The organism is Catellatospora paridis (genome assembly GCF_009720365.1).
Lineage (GTDB): Bacteria > Actinomycetota > Actinomycetes > Mycobacteriales > Micromonosporaceae > Catellatospora > Catellatospora paridis.
In genome coordinates, this window is record NZ_ML769313.1 from 15975 (window position 1) to 35005 (window position 19031).

The following is a 19031-nucleotide window of genomic DNA, read 5'->3' on the forward strand; positions in this document are numbered from 1 at the left end:
CGGATTCGCGGCGGGATGAAACGCAGGAGAGGTAATGCAGGGAGGAGTGCAGTGAAAATCAGAAACGTCCGGATCAGACTGCTCGCGGCGGTAGTCGCCGCCAGCCTGGCCGTCGTGGCGGGGCCGACGTCACCGGCCTCGGCCGCCGGAGGGCCCAACCTGGCCGCCGGCAAGGCGACCGCGGCGAGCAGCGTCAACGGACCCTACGTGACCGGCAACCTCGTCGACTCCAACGCGGGGTCGTACTGGGAGAGCTCCGGTGCCTTCGCCCAGTGGGCGCAGGTCGACCTCGGCAGCACCGTCAGCATCGACCAGGTCGTGCTGAAGCTGCCCGCGGGCTGGGGCGAGCGCACCCAGACGCTGTCCGTGCAGGGCAGCACCAACGGCACCTCGTTCAGCACGATCGTGGCCTCGGCCGGGTACAACTTCCAGCCCGGCTCCGGCAACGTGGTGACCATCAACTTCACCGCCGCCAGCACCCGGTACGTGCGGATCAACATCACCGCCAACACCGGCTGGGCGGCCGCGCAGCTGTCCGAGCTGGAGGTGTACGGCGCGGGCGGCGGCTCGTCCGGCAACCTCGCCATCGGCAGGTCGATCACCGAGAGCGGCCACGCCGACGTCTACGGGGCGGGCAACGCCAACGACGGCAACCAGGGCACCTACTGGGAGAGCGTGAACAACGCGTGGCCGCAGTGGCTGCGCGTCGACCTCGGCTCCACGGTCAGCGTGAACCGGGTCGTGCTGAAGATCCCGACCGGCTGGGGCGCGCGTACGCAGACCCTCGCCGTGCAGGGCAGCACCAACGGCACCACGTTCGCCGACATCGTGGCCTCGACCGGGTACAACTTCACCGGCTCGAACACGGTGACGATCAACTTCGCCACCGCGTCCACCCGGTACGTGCGGATCAACATCACCGCCAACACCGCGTGGCCGGCGGGGCAGATCTCCGAGTTCGAGATCTACGGCCCGACCACCGGTGACACCCAGGCGCCGACCACGCCGGGCAGCCTGGCCTACACGCAGCCCGCGTCCGGCCAGATCCGCCTGACCTGGAACGCGTCCACCGACAACGTCGGCGTCACCGCGTACGACATCTACGCCAACGGCGACCTGCTGACCAGCGTGAACGGCTCGACGCTGACCTACACCGACAGCCGGCCGGACAGCCAGACGGTCAGCTACTACGTGCGGGCCCGCGACGCGGCCGGCAACCAGTCGGGCAACAGCAACACCGTCACCCGCACCGGGCAGACCGGCGACACCCAGGCGCCCACCGCGCCCGGCAGCCTCGCCTACACCCTGCCCGCGTCCGGCCAGATCCGTCTGACCTGGACCGCGTCGACCGACAACGTCGGCGTGACCGGCTACGACATCTACGCCAACAGCGCGCTGCGCGGCAGCGTCAACGGCTCCACCCTGGTCTACACCGACAACCAGCCGGACACGGCGACGGTCAGCTACTTCGTCCGGGCCAAGGACGCGGCGGGCAACACCTCGCCGATGAGCAACATCGTCACCCGCAACGGCTCCGGCGGCGGCGGCACCAACCAGGCGCTGAACAAGCCGATCACCGACAACGGCCACACGCACATCTTCGCGCCGGAGAACGCCAACGACGGCGACCTCACCACGTACTGGGAGGGCAGCACGTCGCCCAACCAGCTCACCGTGGCGATGGGCTCCAACGTCGGCGTGTCCTCGGTCGTCGTCAAGCTGAACCCGGACGGCGCGTGGGGCGCGCGTACCCAGACCATCCAGGTGCTGGGCCGCGACCAGGGCTCGTCGTCGTTCGTCAACGTGGTCTCCGCGCAGGCGTACAGCTTCAACCCGGCCACCGGCAACACGGTGACCATCAACGCCTCCGGCAACTACGCCGACATCCGGCTCCAGTTCACCGGCAACTCCGGCGCCCCCGGCGGCCAGGTCGCCGAGCTCCAGGTCATCGGCACCCCGGCGCCGAACCCGGACCTCACGGTCACCTCGGTCACCTGGTCCCCGGCCTCCCCGGTGGAGACCGACGCGATCACGGTGAGCGCGGTCGTGCGCAACGCGGGCACCAACACCTCGGGCGCGACCAACGTCAACTTCTACCTGGGCACCACCCTGGTGGGCACCGGCTCGGTCGGCTCGCTGGCCGCCGGCGCGCAGACGACGGTCAACGCCAACATCGGCACCCGCAACGCCGGCACCTACGCGGTCACCGCGAAGGTCGACGAGGCCAACACCGTCGTCGAGCAGAGCGAGACCAACAACAGCTTCACCGCAGCGAGCAGCCTCACGGTCAGCCCGGTGCAGAGCTCCGACCTGGTGGCGAATCTGAGCTGGACGCCGAGCAACCCGTCGGCCGGCAACAACGTCACCTTCTCGGTGGCCATCAAGAACCAGGGCACCATCGCCTCGGCGAGCGGCGCGCACGGCATCACGCTGACCGTCCTCAACGAGGCCGGCACCGTGATCCGGACGCTGACCGGCTCGGTCTCCGGCGTGATCAACGCCGGTGCCACGTCGGCGGCGCAGAACCTGGGCACCTGGACCGCGGCCAACGGCAAGTACACCGTCCGCGTGGTGCTGGCCAACGACGCCAACGAACTGGCGGTCAAGCAGGCCAACAACACCAGCAACACGCCGCTGTTCGTCGGGCGTGGCGCGAACATGAACTACGACATGTACGAGGCCGAGGACGGCTCGACCGGTGGCGGCGCGTCCGTCGTCGGCCCGAACCGCATCATCGGCGACCTCGCCGGTGAGGCCAGCGGCCGCAAGGCCGTGACGCTGAACAGCAACGGCCAGTACGTGCAGTGGACCACCAAGTCCGCGTCCAACGCGCTGGTCACCCGGTTCTCCATCCCGGACAACGCGGGCGGCACGGGCACGACGTCGACGCTGAACATCTACGTCAACAACGTGTTCCACAAGGCGATCACGCTGACCTCGAAGTACTCGTGGCTCTACGGCGCGGAGGCGGGGCCGAGCAACTCGCCCGGCGCCGGCGCGCCGCGTCACCTGTACGACGAGGCCAACATCCTGCTGGACTCCACCATCCCGGCGGGCGCCACGATCAAGTTGCAGAAGGACTCCGCCAACAGCGGCACCTTCGCGATCGACTTCATCAACCTGGAGCTGGTCAGCCCCCGGGCGAACCCGGACGTGACCAAGTACAAGGTCCCGACCGGCACCTCGCACCAGGAGGTCCAGAACGCGCTCGACGCGGTCCGGATGGACACCACCGGCGCCTTCATCGGCGTCTACCTGCCCGCCGGCAACTACGAGACGGCGCAGAAGTTCCAGATCTACGGCAAGCCGATCAAGGTCGTCGGCGCGGGCATGTGGTACACCCGCTTCGCCACCCCTGCCGGCCAGGAGAACACCGACGCCGGCTTCCGGGTGGAGAACACCGCCAGTGGCTCCTCCTTCGAACACCTGGCGTTCTTCGGCAACTACGTCACCCGTATCGACGGCCCCGGCAAGGTCTGGGGCGAGCTGAGCCAGGTGAACAACCTGACGTTCGACAACGTCTGGGTCGAGCACACGGTCTGCGGCTGGTGGGGCGTCAAGGTCAGCGGCTGGAACGTCAAGAACAGCCGGGTCCGCGACACCTTCGCCGACGGCATCAACCTGACCAACGACTCCACCAACAACACCGTCAGCAACGTCGAAGGACGCGGTAACGGCGACGACGCGTTCGCGCTGTTCTCCGCGATCGACTCCGGTGGCTCGGTCGGCAACCACGGCAACATCTTCGAGAACATCTCGGCGACGCTGACCTGGCGTGCCGCGGGTCTGGCCGTGTACGGCGGCTACGACAACGTGTTCCGCAACATGTACATCGCGGACATGCTGACGTACTCCGGCATCACGATCAGCTCGCTGGACTTCGGATACCCGTTCGTCGGGTTCGGCACGACACCCACGCGGTTCGAGAACATCTCGCTCGTGCGGGCCGGCGGCCACTTCTGGGGCCAGCAGACCTTCGGCGCCATCTGGGTCTTCGCGGCCTCGAAGGAGTTCCGCGGGATCCGGGTCACCGATGTGGACATCGTCGACCCGACGTACTCCGGCATCATGTTCCAGTCGAAGTACCCGGAGCAGCAGCTGGTCACCGACACCATCTTCACCAACGTCACCATCAGCGGCGCGCAGAAGAGCGGTGACGCGTTCGATGCCAAGTCCGGCATCGGCATCTGGGTCAACGAGCTGCCCGAAACGGGTCAGGGTCCGGCGAGGGGTTCGGCCACCTTCAACAACCTGACCTTCAGCAACAACTTCCAGAACATCCGCAACACGACCACCACCTTCACCCTCAACATCAGCTGACGCTGACAGGCGCCGAGCGGCCTCCCCGCTCGGCGCCTGGGATGAAGGAAGGGCACCTTCTTGTCGCAATACGATGTAGAAGGTGCCCTTCTCGACATTTGAGGGCGTTGAGCTGCGTGTTCGAGGCGGCGAACGCGGTCAGAGCCGGTCGGCGTCCATGACGGCCTGCGCGAAAGGCTCCGGGGCCTCCTGGGGCACGTTATGGCCGATGCCTTGCAGTGCTCGGTGCTCGTAGGCGCCGGTGAACTTCGCGCGGTAGGCCGCGCCGTCGCCGGGCGGCACGAACGGGTCCTCCTGCCCGTCGATCGTGATCGTGGCGACCCCGATCGTCGGGCTCTTCGCCAGCTGCGCCTCCAGCTCGTCGTGGCGCGGGTCGCCCTGCGCCAGGCTCAGCCGCCAGCGGTAGTTGCCGATCACGATCGGCACGTAGTCCGGGTTGTCGAAGGCCGCCGCGGTGCGGTCGAAGGTCGCGTCGTCGAACTTCCACGTCGGGGAGGCGTAGGCCCAGATCAGCTTCGCCAGGTCGTGCCGGTTCCTGTCGAGGCCCAACCGGCCACGCTCGGTGCTGAAGTAGTACTGGTACCACCACGCCCACTCGGCCTTCGGGGGCAGCGGCTGCTTGTTGGCCTCCCGGTTCGTGATCAGGTAGCCGGACACCGAGACCAGCGCCTTGACCCGCGCCGGCCACAGCGCGGCCACGATGTCGGCGGTACGCGAACCCCAGTCGAACCCGGCCAGCAGCGCCTGCCGGATGCCGAGGGCGTCCATCAGCGCGACCAGATCGAGGGCGAAGGCCGACTGCTCCGCGGTGCGGGGCGTCGCCGCATCCCGGAACCGCGTCGTGCCGTGGCCGCGCAGGTACGGCACGATCGCCCGGTAGCCCTTGGCGGCCAGCAGCGGCGCGACGGCGGTGTAGCTGTGGATGTCGTACGGCCAGCCGTGCAGCAGGAACACCGGGCGACCGTCGGCGGGGCCGGTCTCGACGTAGCCGACGTTCAGCTCGCCCGCGTCAATCTGGCGCACCGGGCCGAACTCGGGCTGCGTCGGCGTCGTCGCGTCGGCCGTGAGACCGCTCGCGCCGAACCCACCGGCCGCGTGCGCGGTGCCCTCGGCGCGGGCCGGATCCGCCGCGCGTGCCGTGGCCGGCGGCACCGCGAGGCCGCCCAGGGCGGCCACCGCCCCGGAGCCGAGGATCTTGCTGAACGTGCGCCGGTCGACCATCCGGAACCTCCCGTGAGGTGTCGACGGAGGTGAGCGCGTGCCGCAGACCACCGCGGCGTGGACGCGCGCGGACTCGTATACCCAGCTCGGACGCTACCGGTCGGCGCGGCGGGCCGGACCGGTTCTGCGGGAAGTCGGATCGACGCCCGACGGTGCGGGCGCAATGATGTAGGCATGTCGCTGGAACGGCTCGACCTGAGCAGCCCCGTCGCCCGGCTCGGGTTCGGGCTGGCCGCGGTGGGGCGGCCGGGATACATCAACCTGCACCGGGAGCGGGACCTCGTCGAGCGGACCGTCGAGGCGCTGCGGGAACGTACGTACGAGCTGCTCGACGCGGCGTACGCCGCCGGGGTGCGGTACGCCGACGCGGCGCGCTCGTACGGCCTCGCCGAGGAGTTCCTCGCCGGGTGGCTGAGCACGCGGGACGTGCCCGACATGGTGGTCGGGAGCAAGTGGGGTTACACGTACACCGGGGACTGGCGGGTCGACGCCGAGGTGCATGAGACCAAGGACCACGGGCTCGCCGTGTACGAACGCCAGCTGGCCGAGACGCGGGAACTGCTGGGGGAGCGGCTGGACCTGTACCAGATCCATTCGCTGACCGTGGAGAGCCCGGCGCTGGCCGATACCGCGTTGCACCGGCGCCTGGCCGACCTGGCCGCGACCGGCGTGACCGTGGGCTTCTCCAGCAGCGGACCCCGGCAGGCGGACGCGATCGACGCGGCGCTGCGGATCGAGGTCGACGGGATGCCGCTGTTCCGCAGCGTGCAGGCCACCTGGAACGTGCTCGAACCGTCCGCCGGCCGGGCGCTGGCTGCCGCCCGTGCCGCCGGGTGCCACGTGATCGTCAAGGAGGCGATGGCCAACGGACGGCTGGCCGAGCCGTCGCCGGAGCTGGGTGCGCTGGCAGAGGTGGCGGCAGAGGTGGGCGCGCCGCAGGACGCGGTGGCGCTGGCGGCCGTGCTGCACCAGCCGTGGGCCCAGGTCGTGCTGTCGGGCGCGGCCACTACCGCGCAGCTGGCGACTAACCTGGTCGCGGCCCGTCTGGAACTGTCCGACGACCAGCTCGCGCGGTTGTCGACGCCGGCCGAGCCCGCCGAGCAGTACTGGAAACATCGCGCCACGCTGCCCTGGCAGTGACACCGCCTCACCCGGCCGACCCGGGCACCGTTCCTTCAGGCAGTGGTGCGGAGGGCGGTGGCCACGGCTTCGGCGGCTTGGGGGGCGTCGGGGCCGGTGGCGCGGACGGTGACGGTTTCGCCGGCGGTGGCGCCGAGGGCCAGGAGGGCGAGGACGCCGCGGGCGTTGGCGGTCTTGGCGCCGTAGACGATCTCCACGGCGCTGGTGAACTTGGCGGCGGTGACGACGACCTGGCCGGCGGGGCGGGCGTGCAGGTGGGCGGGCAGGACCACGGTGGTCTCAGAGCTTTCTGGCATGCCAGGCCTCCTCCGCGGCGTCGACGACCGCGTCCAGGTCGGCGCCGGTGGCCGCGATGACGGCGGCGGCGACCGCGCCCTCCACGAAGGGGGCGTCGACCAGGCGCACCTTGGGGTCCGGGTGCTGCTCCAGCAGGGCCTTCGCGGTCAGCACCGAGCTGCCCAGGTCGGGCAGGACGACCACGCCCTCGCCGGAGCCGGCCTCGGCGATCGCGTCGCGGATCAGCTCGTACGAGGTGCCCAGGCCGCCGTCGTCGTCGCCGCCCGCGACGGTGACCGCGACCGCGTCGCCGGCCACCTGGCGGAGCAGGTCGCGCAGACCGGCGGCCAGATCGGGGCTGTGCGAGACGAGGACCAGGCCCACGGTGCCGCTCATGTGGGGATGGTAGCCCGCGGGCCGGTAAACCGGGCGCAGTGCCGCCGGTCGGGGCAGGATGGACTTACGACGCCCACCGGCGGCGCGACGGTCGCGCCCCGGGCCGCTGGGATGCGCCCGGGACGAGCCACCAGCGCAGTGAAGGGAGCCCGGCCGTGAAGAAGTTCATCAACCACCCCGATGCGGTGGTCCGTGAGGCGCTGGTGGGCCTGGCCGCCGCCCACCCGGAGCTGCGGGTGGACCTGGAGCAGCAGATAGTGGTCCGGGCCGACGCGCCCCGGGCCGGCAAGGTCGGCCTGATCTCCGGCGGCGGGTCGGGCCACGAGCCCCTGCATGCCGGATTCGTGGGGCTGGGCATGCTCGACGCGGCGTGTCCCGGTGAGGTGTTCACCTCGCCCGTGCCCGACCAGATCCTCGCCGCGGCGAAGGCGGTCGACGGCGGGTCGGGCGTGGTGCACATCGTGAAGAACTACACCGGCGACGTCATGAACTTCCAGATGGCCGCGGAGCTGTCCGCTGACGAGGGCATCGAGGTGCACTCGGTGCTGGTCGACGACGACGTGGCGGTGGAGGACTCCACCTGGACCGCGGGCCGCCGCGGCACCGGCGCGACGATGCTGGTCGAGAAGATCGCCGGTGCGCTGGCCGAGGAGGGCGGCGACGCGGTGTCGGTCGCCGCGCTGGGCACCCGCGTCAACGAGGCCAGCGCCTCGTTCGCGATCGCGCTGACCCCGTGCACCACGCCCGCTGCGGGACGGCCCGGGTTCGAGCTGGGCGAGGACGAGATGGAGGTCGGCGTCGGCATCCACGGCGAGCCCGGCCGCCGCCGCGAGAAGCTGCTGCCCGCCCGCGACATCGCCACGATGACGCTGGAGGCGATCCTCGCGGCCAAACCGGTCGCCGCGGGCGAGGACGCGATCGTGCTGATGAACGGGCTGGGCGCGACTCCGCTGATCGAGCTTTACCTGCTCTACGGCGAGTTCGCCGGGCTGCTGGAGTCGGCCGGGGTGCGCATCGCGCGCAATCTCGTCGGCAACTACGTGACCAGCCTGGACATGGCCGGCATGTCGTTGACGGTGTGCCGGGCCGATCCGGAGCTGCTGCGGCTGTGGGACGCCCCGGTGCGTACGCCGGCGCTGCGCTGGGGCGTCTGATGGACGTCGCGCTCGCCAAGGCCTGGCTGGACACGGCCGCGGATGCCATCGCGGCCGAGGCCGATCAGCTGACCACGCTGGACGCCGCGATCGGCGACTCCGATCACGGCGTCAACATGAACCGCGGCTTCGGCGCGGTGCGCACCGCGCTGGCCGGGGCCGCGCCCGACGGGGTCGGCGCGGTGTTCACGCTGGCCGGATCGACGCTGGTGTCGAAGGTCGGCGGCGCGGCGGGGCCGCTGTACGGCAGCGCGCTGCGGGCGCTGGGCAAGTCGCTGCCGGAGGGTCCCGAGGTGGACGCCGCGGCGTTCGGGGCCGGGCTGCGCGCGGGCCTGGACGCGCTGCGCAAACTGGGCGGGGCCGCGCCGGGCGACAAGACCATCGTGGACGCGTACCTGCCGGCGGTGGACGCCTACGACGCGGCGCTGCGCCAGCACGGGCAGGACGGTGACGGCGGGCTGGCCGCGGCCGCCCGGGCCGCCGCGGAGGCCGCTGCCGACGGCGTGCGGGCCACGGTGCCGCTGCAGGCCCGCAAGGGGCGCGCGTCGTATCTCGGCGAGCGCAGCATCGGGCACCAGGACCCGGGCGCGACCTCGACCTGGCTGATCTTCCAGGCCCTGGCCGACGCCACCGCGCCATGAGGCCCGAGGTCTACTGCGGGGTCGCGGGCGCGCCCGGCGTCGCGGTGGGCCGGCTGCGCCATCTGGCGTACGGGACCAACGGCGAATCGGTGTCCGCCACCCCGGACCAGGTCGGGGCGGCGTTCGACGCGGTCGCGGCCCGGCTGCGCTGCACCGCGCAGAACATGCGCGCCCGTGGCGATAGCGGCACGCCCGCCGACATCCTGGAGGCGACCGCGCTCATCGCCGACGACCCCGATCTGCGTTCCGCCGCGATCGGCGGGGTCGAGAACAACACCCCGGCGGACCGGGCGGTGCTCGACGCGGCGGAGCGGTACGCGGGGGTGCTGGCCGCGCTGTCGGACCCGACGCTGGCCGCGCGCGCCGCCGACGTACGCCAGATCGGCCGCCGTGTGGTCGAGCAGCTGCGGTCCGGGGTCGGGCAGCCCACGGGGCCGGGCGACGAGCCGGTGATCCTGGTCGCCGAGGAGCTGGGCGCCGACGACCTGCTCGACCCGGCGGTGCCGGTGGTGGGCGGGGTGTCGCGGCTGGGCGGGCCGAACGCGCACGTGGCGATCGTGGCGCGGGCGCTGGGGGTGCCGCTGCTGTTCGGGGTGAACGTGCCGGCGTCGTCGGCGGGCCGGGAGGCGGTGCTCGACGCGGTCGTGGCGACGCTGACCGTGTCGCCGACGACGCACCGGGTGGAGGCCGCCCGGCGGGCCGCCACGGCGGCGCGGCTGCGCCGCGAGGAGCTGGCGGCGCTGCGCGACCAGCCCGCGGTGACCAGGGACGGCACCCCGGTGACGCTGCTGGTCAACGTGTCGACCGCGGCGGACGCGGTCGCGGGCCTGGCCGCCGGGGCGCAGGGGTCCGGGCTGATCCGCACCGAGGTGGCCTTCCTGCACACGGCGCACTGGCCGACCCGGTCCGAGCACGCGGCGGCGCTGCGGCCGGTGCTGGCGGCGCTGGCCGGGCACCGGGCCACCGTGCGCACCCTCGACTTCGCACCGGACAAGCTGCCGCCGTTCCTGTGGGGCACCTCGTCGCGTCACCGCGGGCTGGAACTGATGCTGGACACCCCGCAGACGCTGGCGGACCAGTTCGCGGCGATCCTGGACGAGGCCGACGGCGCGCTGCTGCGCGTCATGATCCCGATGGTCGTCTCGGTGGCCCAGCTGGACCGGTGCCGCGAGCTGCTGGACGCCGCGGCGGCCGAGCGCGGGGTGCCGTCGCCGCCGCTGGGCGCGATGATCGAGTTGCCGGAGGCGGTGGTGGTGATCGACGAGCTGGCGGCCGCCGCCGACTTCCTGTCGATCGGCAGCAACGACCTGACCGCGTCGCTGCTCGGGCTGGATCGGCGCGATCCGGCGCTGACCCCCGGCCGGATCGCGGACCCGGTGGTGCTGGCCGCGGTCGTGGCGGTGGTGCGCGCGGGCCGCAGGCACGACCGGGACGTGTCGGTGTGCGGCGACGCCGCCGGTGACCCGGCCCTGGTGCCGCTGCTGCTGTCTACGGGCTGCCGGACCCTTTCTGCCGCGCCGACGGCGCTGGACGAGGTGCGGGCGGTCGTTCGTGACACGACGCTGGACCCGTCCCGGCCGGACGACATAAAACCCATTTAGTACGCATCACCCCCGACGATCGCATACCCGGCAGCGGGTATCGGAGAGCGATCTAGGCTGGACGCGATTCGTTCTATGCTGGACACGTAGCGCGAGTGGATCGCCGTTTTCGGTGGTCGGCGGCGGTTTTCCTGCCGCGACGGCACACGACGTACGCGCGCCGCACGGCCTCGCCGCCCCTACCCGCGGACACCTCTGGGGGGCGGACAGACATGGCAAGTTCCGGGACGGCAGAGAAGGTGAGCGCCACCAAGTGTCTGTGGCGCGAGCTGAGCGCGGAGTTCGCCGGCACCATGATCCTGATTTTGTTCGGCGTCGGCGTGGTGGCCCAGGTCGTCGGCGGCGGCCTCGGCGACCACGACAGCATCGCCTGGGCGTGGGGCCTGGGCGTGACCATGGGTGTCTACGTCGCCGCGCGCATCAGCGGCGGGCACCTCAATCCGGCGGTGACGTTCTCGCTGGCACTCTTCAAGGGGTTCCCCTGGGTTAAGGTGCTGCCCTACATCGTCGCGCAGTTCCTGGGCGCGTTCGTGGCGGCGCTCATCGTCCGGTGGAACTACACCGAGGTGCTGCACAAGGTCGACCCCGGCCTCACGATCAAGACGCAGGGCGTCTTCTCCACCCTGCCCGGCAACGGCTCGCTGCCGATCGGCACCTGGGGCGCGTTCCGCGACCAGGTCATCGGCACGGCGATCCTGCTGTTCGTGGTGCTGGCGCTGACCGACCTGCTCAACCTGCCACCGCTGGCCAACCTGGCCCCGCTGATGATCGGTCTGCTGATCGTCGGGATCGGCATGGCCTGGGGCACCGCGGCCGGCTACGCGATCAACCCGGCCCGTGACTTCGGGCCCCGGGTGGCGTCTTATCTGACCGGTTACGAGTCCGCCTTCAGAGATCAGTATGGGAATCTGTATTTCTGGGTGCCGATCGTCGCGCCACTCATCGGCGGGGCCCTGGGCGCCTGGCTGTACCAGGTTCTGATCGGCCGGTATCTCACGGTGGAGCAGGTGGAAGAGGCGACCACGCCGGTCGGCACGGTCGGGGTGAAGGAGTCGGGCACGTCCGAGAACGACGCGTGAGCCGTGCCGACCGAGACGACGTTCAGGGAGAGGACGCGAGATGGCTGACTTCGTGGGTGCGATCGATCAGGGGACGACGAGCACACGGTTCATGATCTTCGACCGGGGCGGCAACGAGGTCGGCAAGCACCAGCTGGAGCACAAGCAGTACCTGCCGCAGGCGGGCTGGGTGGAGCACAACCCGCTGGAGATCTGGGAGCGCACCAGCGCCGTCATCCGCACGGCGCTGGCCCAGCGCAAGCTGCAGGCCTCCGACCTGGCCGCGGTCGGCATCACCAACCAGCGGGAGACCACCGTGGTGTGGGACCGCAGGACCGGGCGGCCCTACTACAACGCCATCGTGTGGCAGGACACCCGCACCGACCGCATCGCCTCCGCGCTGGACCGCGACGGCCGTGGCGACACCATCCGGCGCAAGGCGGGGCTGCCGCCCGCGACGTACTTCTCCGGCGGCAAGATCCAATGGATCCTGGAGAACGTCGACGGCGTACGCGAGGCCGCACAGCGCGGCGACGCCCTGTTCGGCAACACCGACACCTGGACGCTGTGGTACCTGACCGGCGGCTCCGACGGCGGCGTGCACATCACCGACGTGACCAACGCCAGCCGCACCATGCTGATGGACCTGGAGACCCTCGACTGGGACGACGAGCTGCTGTCGTTCTTCGACATCCCGCGCGCGATGCTGCCGGAGATCCGGCCGTCGTCGGACCCGTCGTTGTACGGCATGACCAGGGCCGGCGGACCGTTCGCGGGGGAGATCCCGCTGCCCGCGTCGCTGGGCGACCAGCAGGCGGCCACGGTCGGGCAGGTGTGCTTCGCGCCCGGCGAGGCGAAGAACACCTACGGCACCGGTAACTTCATGCTGCTCAACACCGGCACCGAGCTGGTGCGCTCGAAGTCGGGCCTGCTGACCACGGTCTGCTACAAGTTCGGCGACCAGCCCGCGGTGTACGCCCTGGAGGGCTCCATCGCGGTGACCGGCTCGGCCATCCAGTGGCTGCGCGACCAGCTCGGCATCATCAGCGGCGCCGCGCAGAGCGAGTCGCTGGCCCGGCAGGTCGAGGACAACGGCGGCATGTACTTCGTGCCCGCGTTCTCCGGCCTGTTCGCGCCGTACTGGCGCTCCGACGCCCGCGGGGTGATCGTGGGCCTGTCCCGCTTCAACACCAACGCGCACCTGGCCCGCGCGGCCCTGGAGGCGATCTGCTACCAGTCGCGCGACGTGGTCGAGGCGATGGAGAAGGACTCCGGGGTCAAGCTGGACTTCCTCAAGGTCGACGGCGGCATCACCGCGAACAAGCTGTGCATGCAGCTGCAGGCCGACATCCTCAACGTGCCGGTGAGCAAGCCGGTGGTCGCCGAGACCACGGCGCTGGGCGCGGCGTACGCGGCCGGGCTCGCGGTCGGCTTCTGGCAGAACACCGACCAGCTGCGCGAGCAGTGGCACGAGGACCAGCGCTGGCTGCCGACGTGGACCGACGAGCAGCGCGAAGAGGGCTACAAGGGCTGGAAGAAGGCCGTCGAGCGGACCCTGAACTGGGTCGAGGTCGGGTAAGGGGCCCACGATGGACGTCGTCGCGCTTTCCGCTGAGTCGCGCCGTCAGGCGCTGGCCGACATGGCCGCTCGTGAGCTGGACATCCTGGTGATCGGTGGGGGCGTGGTCGGCGCCGGAGCGGCACTGGACGCGGTGACCCGGGGCTTGACGACTGGGCTGGTCGAGGCGCGGGACTGGGCCTCGGGCACGTCCAGCCGGTCCAGCAAGTTGATCCACGGCGGCCTGCGCTACCTGGAGATGCTGGACTTCGGCCTGGTCGCCGAGGCGCTGAAGGAACGGGCACTGCTGCTCACCCGCCTCGCCCCGCACCTGGTCAAGCCGGTGAAGTTCCTCTACCCGCTCACCCACCGCGTGTGGGAGCGGCCGTACGTCGGCTCGGGCGTGCTGCTGTACGACGTGATGGGCCTGGGCACCGGCAACGGCCGCGGGGTGCCGCACCACCGGCACCTGAGCCACCGGCGGGCGCTGCGTGAGGCGCCGTGCCTGAAGAAGGCCTCGCTGGTCGGGGCAGTGCAGTACTGGGACGGCCAGGTCGACGACGCCCGGCACACCATGACCGTGGTACGCACCGCGGCGTCCTACGGCGCGATGGTGGCCAACCGGGCCCGGATCACCGAGTTCCTGCGCGAGGGCGAGCGGGTCGTCGGCGCGACCGTCGAGGACGTCATCACTGGCGAGACCTACGACATCCGCGCCCAGCAGGTGATCAACGCGACCGGCGTGTGGACCGACGAGACACAGCGTATGGCCGACACCCGCGGGCAGTTCCACGTGCGCGCCTCCAAGGGCGTGCACCTGCTGGTGCCGCGCGACCGCATCCAGTCGCGCACCGGGCTGATCCTGCGCACCGAGAAGAGCGTGCTGTTCGTGATCCCGTGGGGCCGGCACTGGATCGTCGGCACCACCGACACCGACTGGAACCTGGACCTGGCCCACCCGGCGGCCACCGCGCGCGACCTCAAATACATCCTGGAGCACGTGAACTCGGTGTTGGTCACCAAGCTGACCATGGCCGACGTGGAGGGCGTCTACGCCGGGCTGCGCCCGCTGCTGGCGGGGGAGTCCGAGGAGACCAGCAAGCTGTCCCGCGAGCACCTGGTCGGGCACCCGGTGCCGGGCCTGGTGGTGATCGCCGGCGGCAAGTACACGACGTACCGGGTGATGGGCAAGGACGCGGTCGACGAGGCGGTGCGCAGCCTGGACCAGCGGGTGCCGGAGTCGATGACGCACGAGGTGCCGCTGGCCGGGGCCGAGGGCTACAAGGTGCTGTGGAACCGGCGGCACCTGCTGGCACAGGAGTCGGGACTGCACGTGGTGCGCATCGAGCACCTGCTCAACCGGTACGGCTCGATGATCCATGAGGTGCTGCGGCTGGTCGCCGATTATCCCGAGCTGGCCGATCCGCTGCCCGGAGCGGACGACTACCTGGGCGCGGAGGCTGTCTACGCGGCCTCGCACGAGGGCGCGCTGCACGTCGACGACGTGCTGGCCCGGCGCACCCGGGCGTCGATCGAGACCTGGTCGCGCGGGGTGCAGGCGGCCCCGACGGTGGCCCGCCTGATGGGCGGCGTGCTGGGCTGGTCCGACAAGGAGATCGAGGAGGAGATCGAGGTCTACACGGCGCGCGTGCAGGCCGAGCGGCAGTCGCAGCAGGAGCCCGACGACGAGTCGGCGGAGCAGGTTCGGCTGGCTGCCCCCGATCTTGGTTGACCGGCTCTAATGTGATTTCATGCGAATTGTCCCAGTGGTGCGTGATGTCAGGTTCTGGAGCGCCACGCTGCTGGCGGGCGCACTGCTGCTGGGCGGGTGCACGGGGTCGCCGCCGCCCGCCCAACCGGGGCCGATGGGCATCGAGCCCGGCCTGGAGGGCGACACCCCGGCCGAGGTCGACCTGGCCGGCATCGGCGACCCGTACTTCCCGAGCTACGGCAACGGCGGATACGACGTCGCGTCGTACGCGCTGAAGGTGAAGTTCGACCCGGCCTCCGGGCGGCTCGACGGCACGGCCACCGTCAAGGCCAAGGCCACCGTGCCGCTGGACCGCTTCCACCTGGACCTCATCGGCCTCACCGTGAACTCCGTCGTGGTCGAGGGGGATCCGGCCGAGGTCAAGCGGGACCGCGACGAGCTGGTGATCACGCCGTCGAAGCACATCGACTCGGGGCAGGCGTTCACCGCCGTCGTCACGTACGGCGGCAACCCGGGGGAGACCCGCGAGCGCGACGCCGACCACAACGGCTTCTTCGTCGGGCGCGACGGCGCCGTCGCGGTCGGCGAGCCGCAGTCCGCGGCGGCCTGGTTCCCCGTCAACGACCACCCGCGGGACAAGGCGCTCTACACCATCGACCTGACCGTGCCGAGCAAGCTCAGCGGGCTGAGCAACGGCGTGCTCAAGGGGAAGAAGACCGACGGCGACTGGACCACCTGGAGCTGGAACGTCACCTCCCCGATGGCCTCCTACCTGGCCACCATGGTCGTCGGCGACTACCGGGTGACGCAGACCGAGCACCGGGGCAAGCCGGTGATCTACGCGATCGCGTCGAGCGTCCCGGCCGGCGAGGCCGACCGCAACCTGGCGCGGACGCCCGAGGTCGCCGACTTCCTGGAGAGCCTGTTCGGGCCCTACCCGTTCGACGCGTACGGCGGCATCGTGGTCGGCGACAACCGGGTCTCCGACGAGCTGGAGAACCAGACCCGCCCCATCTACCTGCCCAAGACCTGGCAGAAGGGGCCGGACACGATCATCCTGGCGCACGAACTGGCGCACCAGTGGTTCGGCGACAGCGTCTCGGTGCAGAACTGGCGCGACATGTGGCTCAACGAGGGCTTCGCGACGTACGCGGAGTGGCTGTGGGACGAGCACCAGGGCGGCCGCACCGTGCAGGAGCACTTCGACCGGCGCTACCGCGACCGCAAGGACCGGATGTGGCGGGTGCCGACCGCCGACCCCGGCAGCGACGGCATCTTCTCCAGCAGCGTCTACGAGCGCGGCGCGATGACCCTGCACGCCCTGCGCAAGCTCGTCGGCGACGAGAAGTTCTTCACCATCATGCGCACCTGGACCGCCGAGCAGCGCGACGGCAACGCCAGCACCGCCGAGTTCGTGACCCTGTCCGAACGCATCGCCGGCCGCCCCCTCGACGCCTTCTTCCAACCCTGGCTCTACGGCAAGACCCGCCCCGAATAGGACCGTGCGCTGCGCGCTTCCCCTGGTGCCGCACCTCTTAAAGAGTCGCGGCACCAGGCATCTCTGGAGGCCGCGACTCTTTAAGAGGTGCGAACAGGGTGCGCCGGGCGCGGGCCGCGGCGCTCGGCTGGGCGTGAGGTCAGGGCTGGCGGCGGCGGGTGAGGCCGTGTTCGACGAGCTGTTCGGTCATGAAGGCGACCACGGTGGCGATGAGGACGACCGGGGTCATGCTGAAGCCGGCCGGGCCCAGCAGCAGGACGACCAGGACCACGGCGCTGACGGGCAGCGGCAGCATGGCGACGGTGGCCGCGGCCATGCCGGCCGCCATCGCCGGGACCGCGCCGAAGCCGGGCAGCGGGCCGGCCAGCACGCCGAGCACGCCGCCCAGGGTCACCGCCGGGAAGATGGGGCCACCGCGCAGCGCGGCCAGCGACAGCGCGTAGCCGAGGCCCTTGAGCAGGACCAGGGCCAGCAGCGCGGTCTCCGGCCAGACCGTGGGGTCGGCCGCCATCGCCGCGAGCGTCTGCTGGCCCGACAGCGCGACCTCCGCCGGGGACCGCCCGGTGATCAGCGCGTACGCGGCCGCGCACGCGCCCACGCCGAGCGCGGCGAGCACGGTCAACTCCACCGGCCGGGCGGCCACCCGCGGGGCGAGGTGCTTGGCGAGCCCGCGTACCAGCCGGATGCCGACCGCGGCGACGACCGCCAGCGGCAGCGCCCACAGCAGGTCGCCGAGGTCGGGCCGGACGGGCACGGCGGGGATCGGCAGGTTCAGCGAGCCGATGGGCAGGCCTGACCACAGGCCCAGGCCGGTGAACACGATCGAGCCGACGCCCGCCGCCAGCAGGCACGGGATCACCACCGCCGACAGCGCCGCACCGCTGAGCTGCACCATCTCGATCAGCAGTACGGCGGCGACCACCGGGCTGCCGAAGATCGCGGCGATGGCGGCCGCCGCGCCCGCCCCGCTGACGACCATCGCCGGGCGGCTGCCGGGCTCGATGCCGAAGACGTGCGCGGCCAGCAGCGCCAGCCCGCCGCCGCCGGCGATCAGCGGCGCCTCTGGCCCGAGCACCGCGCCCAGCGGCAGGCTGATCAGCGCCGCCACCAGCACCCAGGGCAGTTGCGCGGGGGTCGGCGGCGGGCCGCCCATGCCGTCGGCTGGGGTGTGCCCGCCGTGGCCAGGGGCCCAGCGGGCCACCGCGCCGACGCCGAGGCCGGCGAGCGCCAGCAGCGGCAGCGGCCACCACCAGGGCGGGGTGTCCCCGCCGGTCAGCGCGTACGGGAGGTCGTGCCAGAGCCGGTGCTCGGCCCCGTGCAGCACGGCCAGGAAACCGAAGGCCACCAGCGACACCGGCACGCCCAGCAGCCCGGCGATCGCCAGGACCCGCAGATACTCCGGCCGCCGGACCAGCGCCGTCTCACGATCCGCTGACTCCTGCTGCGCCAAGTCCGACATGTCACCACGCTAGGCGGTCCCACCTCAGGATCTGGCGTAGACGGCGGATGACACCTCCAGCGCGTGCCGGTCCCAGCCGGCGAGCTCGGCCGCGGCCTCGTAGGTGCACTGCAGGAACGCCATCAGGGTCGCGTCCGGATCGTCGGCGGTGCGCACGACCTCGTACGGGAGCAGGAACTCGCCCAGTTCCATGTCGTAGACGGCCTGCTCGGGCAGGACCGGCCAGGCCTGGAAGCCGGGCGGCTCGGGGTAGGCGTACGAGTAGAACGCGCCCTCCGCGCCGCCGCCCGGCCAGAATCCGCAGCTGCTCACCTCGTGGTCATAGGCCAGCCGGCCGACCCGGTCGGGGCAGTTGGGCACTCCGCCCGGGTGCGGTGGCGCCTCCTCGCCGGAGAACCGGGTCACCGCGAGGTCCAGCGCGCCCCAGAACAGGTGCACCGGGCTCGCCTTGCCCTGGAAGCGGCCCCGGAACGCGGTGAACACCCGGTGCGCCTGCACCATCGCCAGCCAGAACCGGTGCGCGTACACCGGGTCGTAGGAGCAGTGCTGCTCGTCGTCGGCGAACGGGATCGCGACCGGCAGCTCCACCGGCCGGGCCATGATGTCGACCGGCATGCCGAGCGAGTCCAGCGCCTGCATCACGGCCGCGTAGAAGTCCGCGACGCTGCGCGGACGCAGCTCCACCTCACGGCTCTCGCCGCCGGTGGTGCGCAGGTCGAGCACGTGCCGCTGGAAGTCGAACGTGATCTCCAACCCGGCCGAGCCGTACGGCATCAGCGACGTGGTGAAGCCGCGCACGTCCACGTAGAGCGGCACCTGCCACCAGTGGTTGATCATCGGCTCCAGTGCCAGCCGCACCTTGCCCACCACCTGGGTCCACAGGTGCAGCGTGTCCCGTGTGTCCGACCACTCCGCCAGCGTCAAAGCCGGCCAGACGCCCTTGCTGGTCATGTTCCCAGCATGCCGGAGCCGGTGCGGGCGCGGCGGCCGTTCGGCCG

General features: G+C 71.4%; 14 protein-coding genes. 9 read left to right on the plus strand and 5 right to left on the minus strand.

The window, feature by feature from the left end; all coding sequences use genetic code 11:
• The first annotated feature begins 51 nt into the window (after positions 1 to 51).
• A complete protein-coding gene (locus F9C41_RS05010; protein ID WP_407924667.1) occupies positions 52 to 4320 on the plus strand; it encodes a discoidin domain-containing protein in 4269 nt (1422 codons plus the stop codon).
• A 138-nt stretch (positions 4321 to 4458) separates the two neighbouring features.
• On the opposite strand, the gene F9C41_RS05015 is transcribed toward F9C41_RS05010, so the two are convergent.
• Entirely contained in the window at positions 4459 to 5541 is a 1083-nt protein-coding gene (locus F9C41_RS05015) for an alpha/beta fold hydrolase (RefSeq protein WP_155385485.1), read from the minus strand.
• A 174-nt stretch (positions 5542 to 5715) separates the two neighbouring features.
• Here F9C41_RS05015 and F9C41_RS05020 point away from each other — a divergent pair, with 174 nt between their 5' ends.
• Positions 5716 to 6681: an aldo/keto reductase gene (locus tag F9C41_RS05020; protein ID WP_155385486.1), complete on the plus strand. Its 966-nt coding sequence runs from the start codon at positions 5716 to 5718 to the stop codon at positions 6679 to 6681.
• Between the two features lie 35 nt (positions 6682 to 6716).
• Here the strand turns inward: F9C41_RS05020 and F9C41_RS05025 are convergent, their stop codons facing one another.
• Complete coding sequence (locus F9C41_RS05025; RefSeq protein ID WP_155385487.1) at positions 6717 to 6977, minus strand: HPr family phosphocarrier protein; 261 nt, start codon at positions 6975 to 6977, stop codon at positions 6717 to 6719.
• Positions 6961 to 7353, minus strand: a complete 393-nt coding sequence (gene dhaM / locus F9C41_RS05030) for a dihydroxyacetone kinase phosphoryl donor subunit DhaM (protein ID WP_155385488.1) — start codon at positions 7351 to 7353, stop codon at positions 6961 to 6963. The genes F9C41_RS05025 and dhaM overlap by 17 nt, the downstream gene beginning before the upstream one ends.
• A gap of 155 nt (positions 7354 to 7508) precedes the next feature.
• Between dhaM and dhaK the strand changes: the two genes are divergently transcribed.
• The 7 genes from dhaK to F9C41_RS05065 all read left to right on the plus strand — a co-directional run bounded on the left by dhaK (position 7509) and on the right by F9C41_RS05065 (position 16574).
• Positions 7509 to 8507 (plus strand): dihydroxyacetone kinase subunit DhaK, encoded by a 999-nt coding sequence (dhaK, locus tag F9C41_RS05035; RefSeq protein WP_155385489.1) that lies wholly within the window; start codon positions 7509 to 7511, stop codon positions 8505 to 8507.
• Complete coding sequence (gene dhaL / locus F9C41_RS05040; RefSeq protein ID WP_155385490.1) at positions 8507 to 9148, plus strand: dihydroxyacetone kinase subunit DhaL; 642 nt, start codon at positions 8507 to 8509, stop codon at positions 9146 to 9148. The genes dhaK and dhaL overlap by 1 nt, the downstream gene beginning before the upstream one ends.
• Positions 9145 to 10749 (plus strand): putative PEP-binding protein, encoded by a 1605-nt coding sequence (locus F9C41_RS05045; protein ID WP_155385491.1) that lies wholly within the window; start codon positions 9145 to 9147, stop codon positions 10747 to 10749. Before dhaL ends, F9C41_RS05045 begins: the two co-directional genes overlap by 4 nt.
• A gap of 293 nt (positions 10750 to 11042) precedes the next feature.
• Positions 11043 to 11828 carry an MIP/aquaporin family protein gene (locus F9C41_RS05050; protein ID WP_230689447.1) on the plus strand — a complete coding sequence of 262 codons (786 nt, stop codon included), beginning with the start codon at positions 11043 to 11045 and terminating at the stop codon, positions 11826 to 11828.
• Positions 11829 to 11868: 40 nt separating this feature from the next.
• A complete protein-coding gene (gene glpK / locus F9C41_RS05055) occupies positions 11869 to 13386 on the plus strand; it encodes a glycerol kinase GlpK (RefSeq protein ID WP_155385493.1) in 1518 nt (505 codons plus the stop codon).
• A gap of 10 nt (positions 13387 to 13396) precedes the next feature.
• The gene (locus F9C41_RS05060) at positions 13397 to 15097 is read left to right on the plus strand and encodes a glycerol-3-phosphate dehydrogenase/oxidase (protein WP_155385494.1); all 1701 of its coding nucleotides are present in this window, start codon (positions 13397 to 13399) and stop codon (positions 15095 to 15097) included.
• Positions 15098 to 15116: 19 nt separating this feature from the next.
• Positions 15117 to 16574, plus strand: a complete 1458-nt coding sequence (locus F9C41_RS05065; protein WP_155385495.1) for a M1 family metallopeptidase — start codon at positions 15117 to 15119, stop codon at positions 16572 to 16574.
• 139 nt (positions 16575 to 16713) lie between these two features.
• Here the strand turns inward: F9C41_RS05065 and F9C41_RS05070 are convergent, their stop codons facing one another.
• Positions 16714 to 18033, minus strand: coding sequence for a chloride channel protein (locus F9C41_RS05070; protein WP_155385496.1), 1320 nt, complete (start codon positions 18031 to 18033; stop codon positions 16714 to 16716).
• A 24-nt stretch (positions 18034 to 18057) separates the two neighbouring features.
• Positions 18058 to 18984 (minus strand): DUF5996 family protein, encoded by a 927-nt coding sequence (locus F9C41_RS05075; protein ID WP_155385497.1) that lies wholly within the window; start codon positions 18982 to 18984, stop codon positions 18058 to 18060.
• Positions 18985 to 19031: the final 47 nt, after the last annotated feature.

Bases quoted from the DNA above. Each gene is read 5' to 3' on its own strand.
- F9C41_RS05015 (WP_155385485.1), bottom strand. From the start codon at position 5,541: ATGGTCGACCGGCGCACGTTCAGCAAGATCCTCGGCTCCGGGGCGGTG.
- F9C41_RS05020 (WP_155385486.1), top strand. From the start codon at position 5,716: ATGTCGCTGGAACGGCTCGACCTGAGCAGCCCCGTCGCCCGGCTCGGG.
- F9C41_RS05025 (WP_155385487.1), bottom strand. From the start codon at position 6,977: ATGCCAGAAAGCTCTGAGACCACCGTGGTCCTGCCCGCCCACCTGCAC.
- dhaM (WP_155385488.1), bottom strand. From the start codon at position 7,353: ATGAGCGGCACCGTGGGCCTGGTCCTCGTCTCGCACAGCCCCGATCTG.
- dhaL (WP_155385490.1), top strand. From the start codon at position 8,507: ATGGACGTCGCGCTCGCCAAGGCCTGGCTGGACACGGCCGCGGATGCC.
- F9C41_RS05045 (WP_155385491.1), top strand. From the start codon at position 9,145: ATGAGGCCCGAGGTCTACTGCGGGGTCGCGGGCGCGCCCGGCGTCGCG.
- F9C41_RS05050 (WP_230689447.1), top strand. From the start codon at position 11,043: ATGATCCTGATTTTGTTCGGCGTCGGCGTGGTGGCCCAGGTCGTCGGC.
- glpK (WP_155385493.1), top strand. From the start codon at position 11,869: ATGGCTGACTTCGTGGGTGCGATCGATCAGGGGACGACGAGCACACGG.
- F9C41_RS05060 (WP_155385494.1), top strand. From the start codon at position 13,397: ATGGACGTCGTCGCGCTTTCCGCTGAGTCGCGCCGTCAGGCGCTGGCC.
- F9C41_RS05065 (WP_155385495.1), top strand. From the start codon at position 15,117: ATGCGAATTGTCCCAGTGGTGCGTGATGTCAGGTTCTGGAGCGCCACG.
- F9C41_RS05070 (WP_155385496.1), bottom strand. From the start codon at position 18,033: ATGTCGGACTTGGCGCAGCAGGAGTCAGCGGATCGTGAGACGGCGCTG.
- F9C41_RS05075 (WP_155385497.1), bottom strand. From the start codon at position 18,984: ATGACCAGCAAGGGCGTCTGGCCGGCTTTGACGCTGGCGGAGTGGTCG.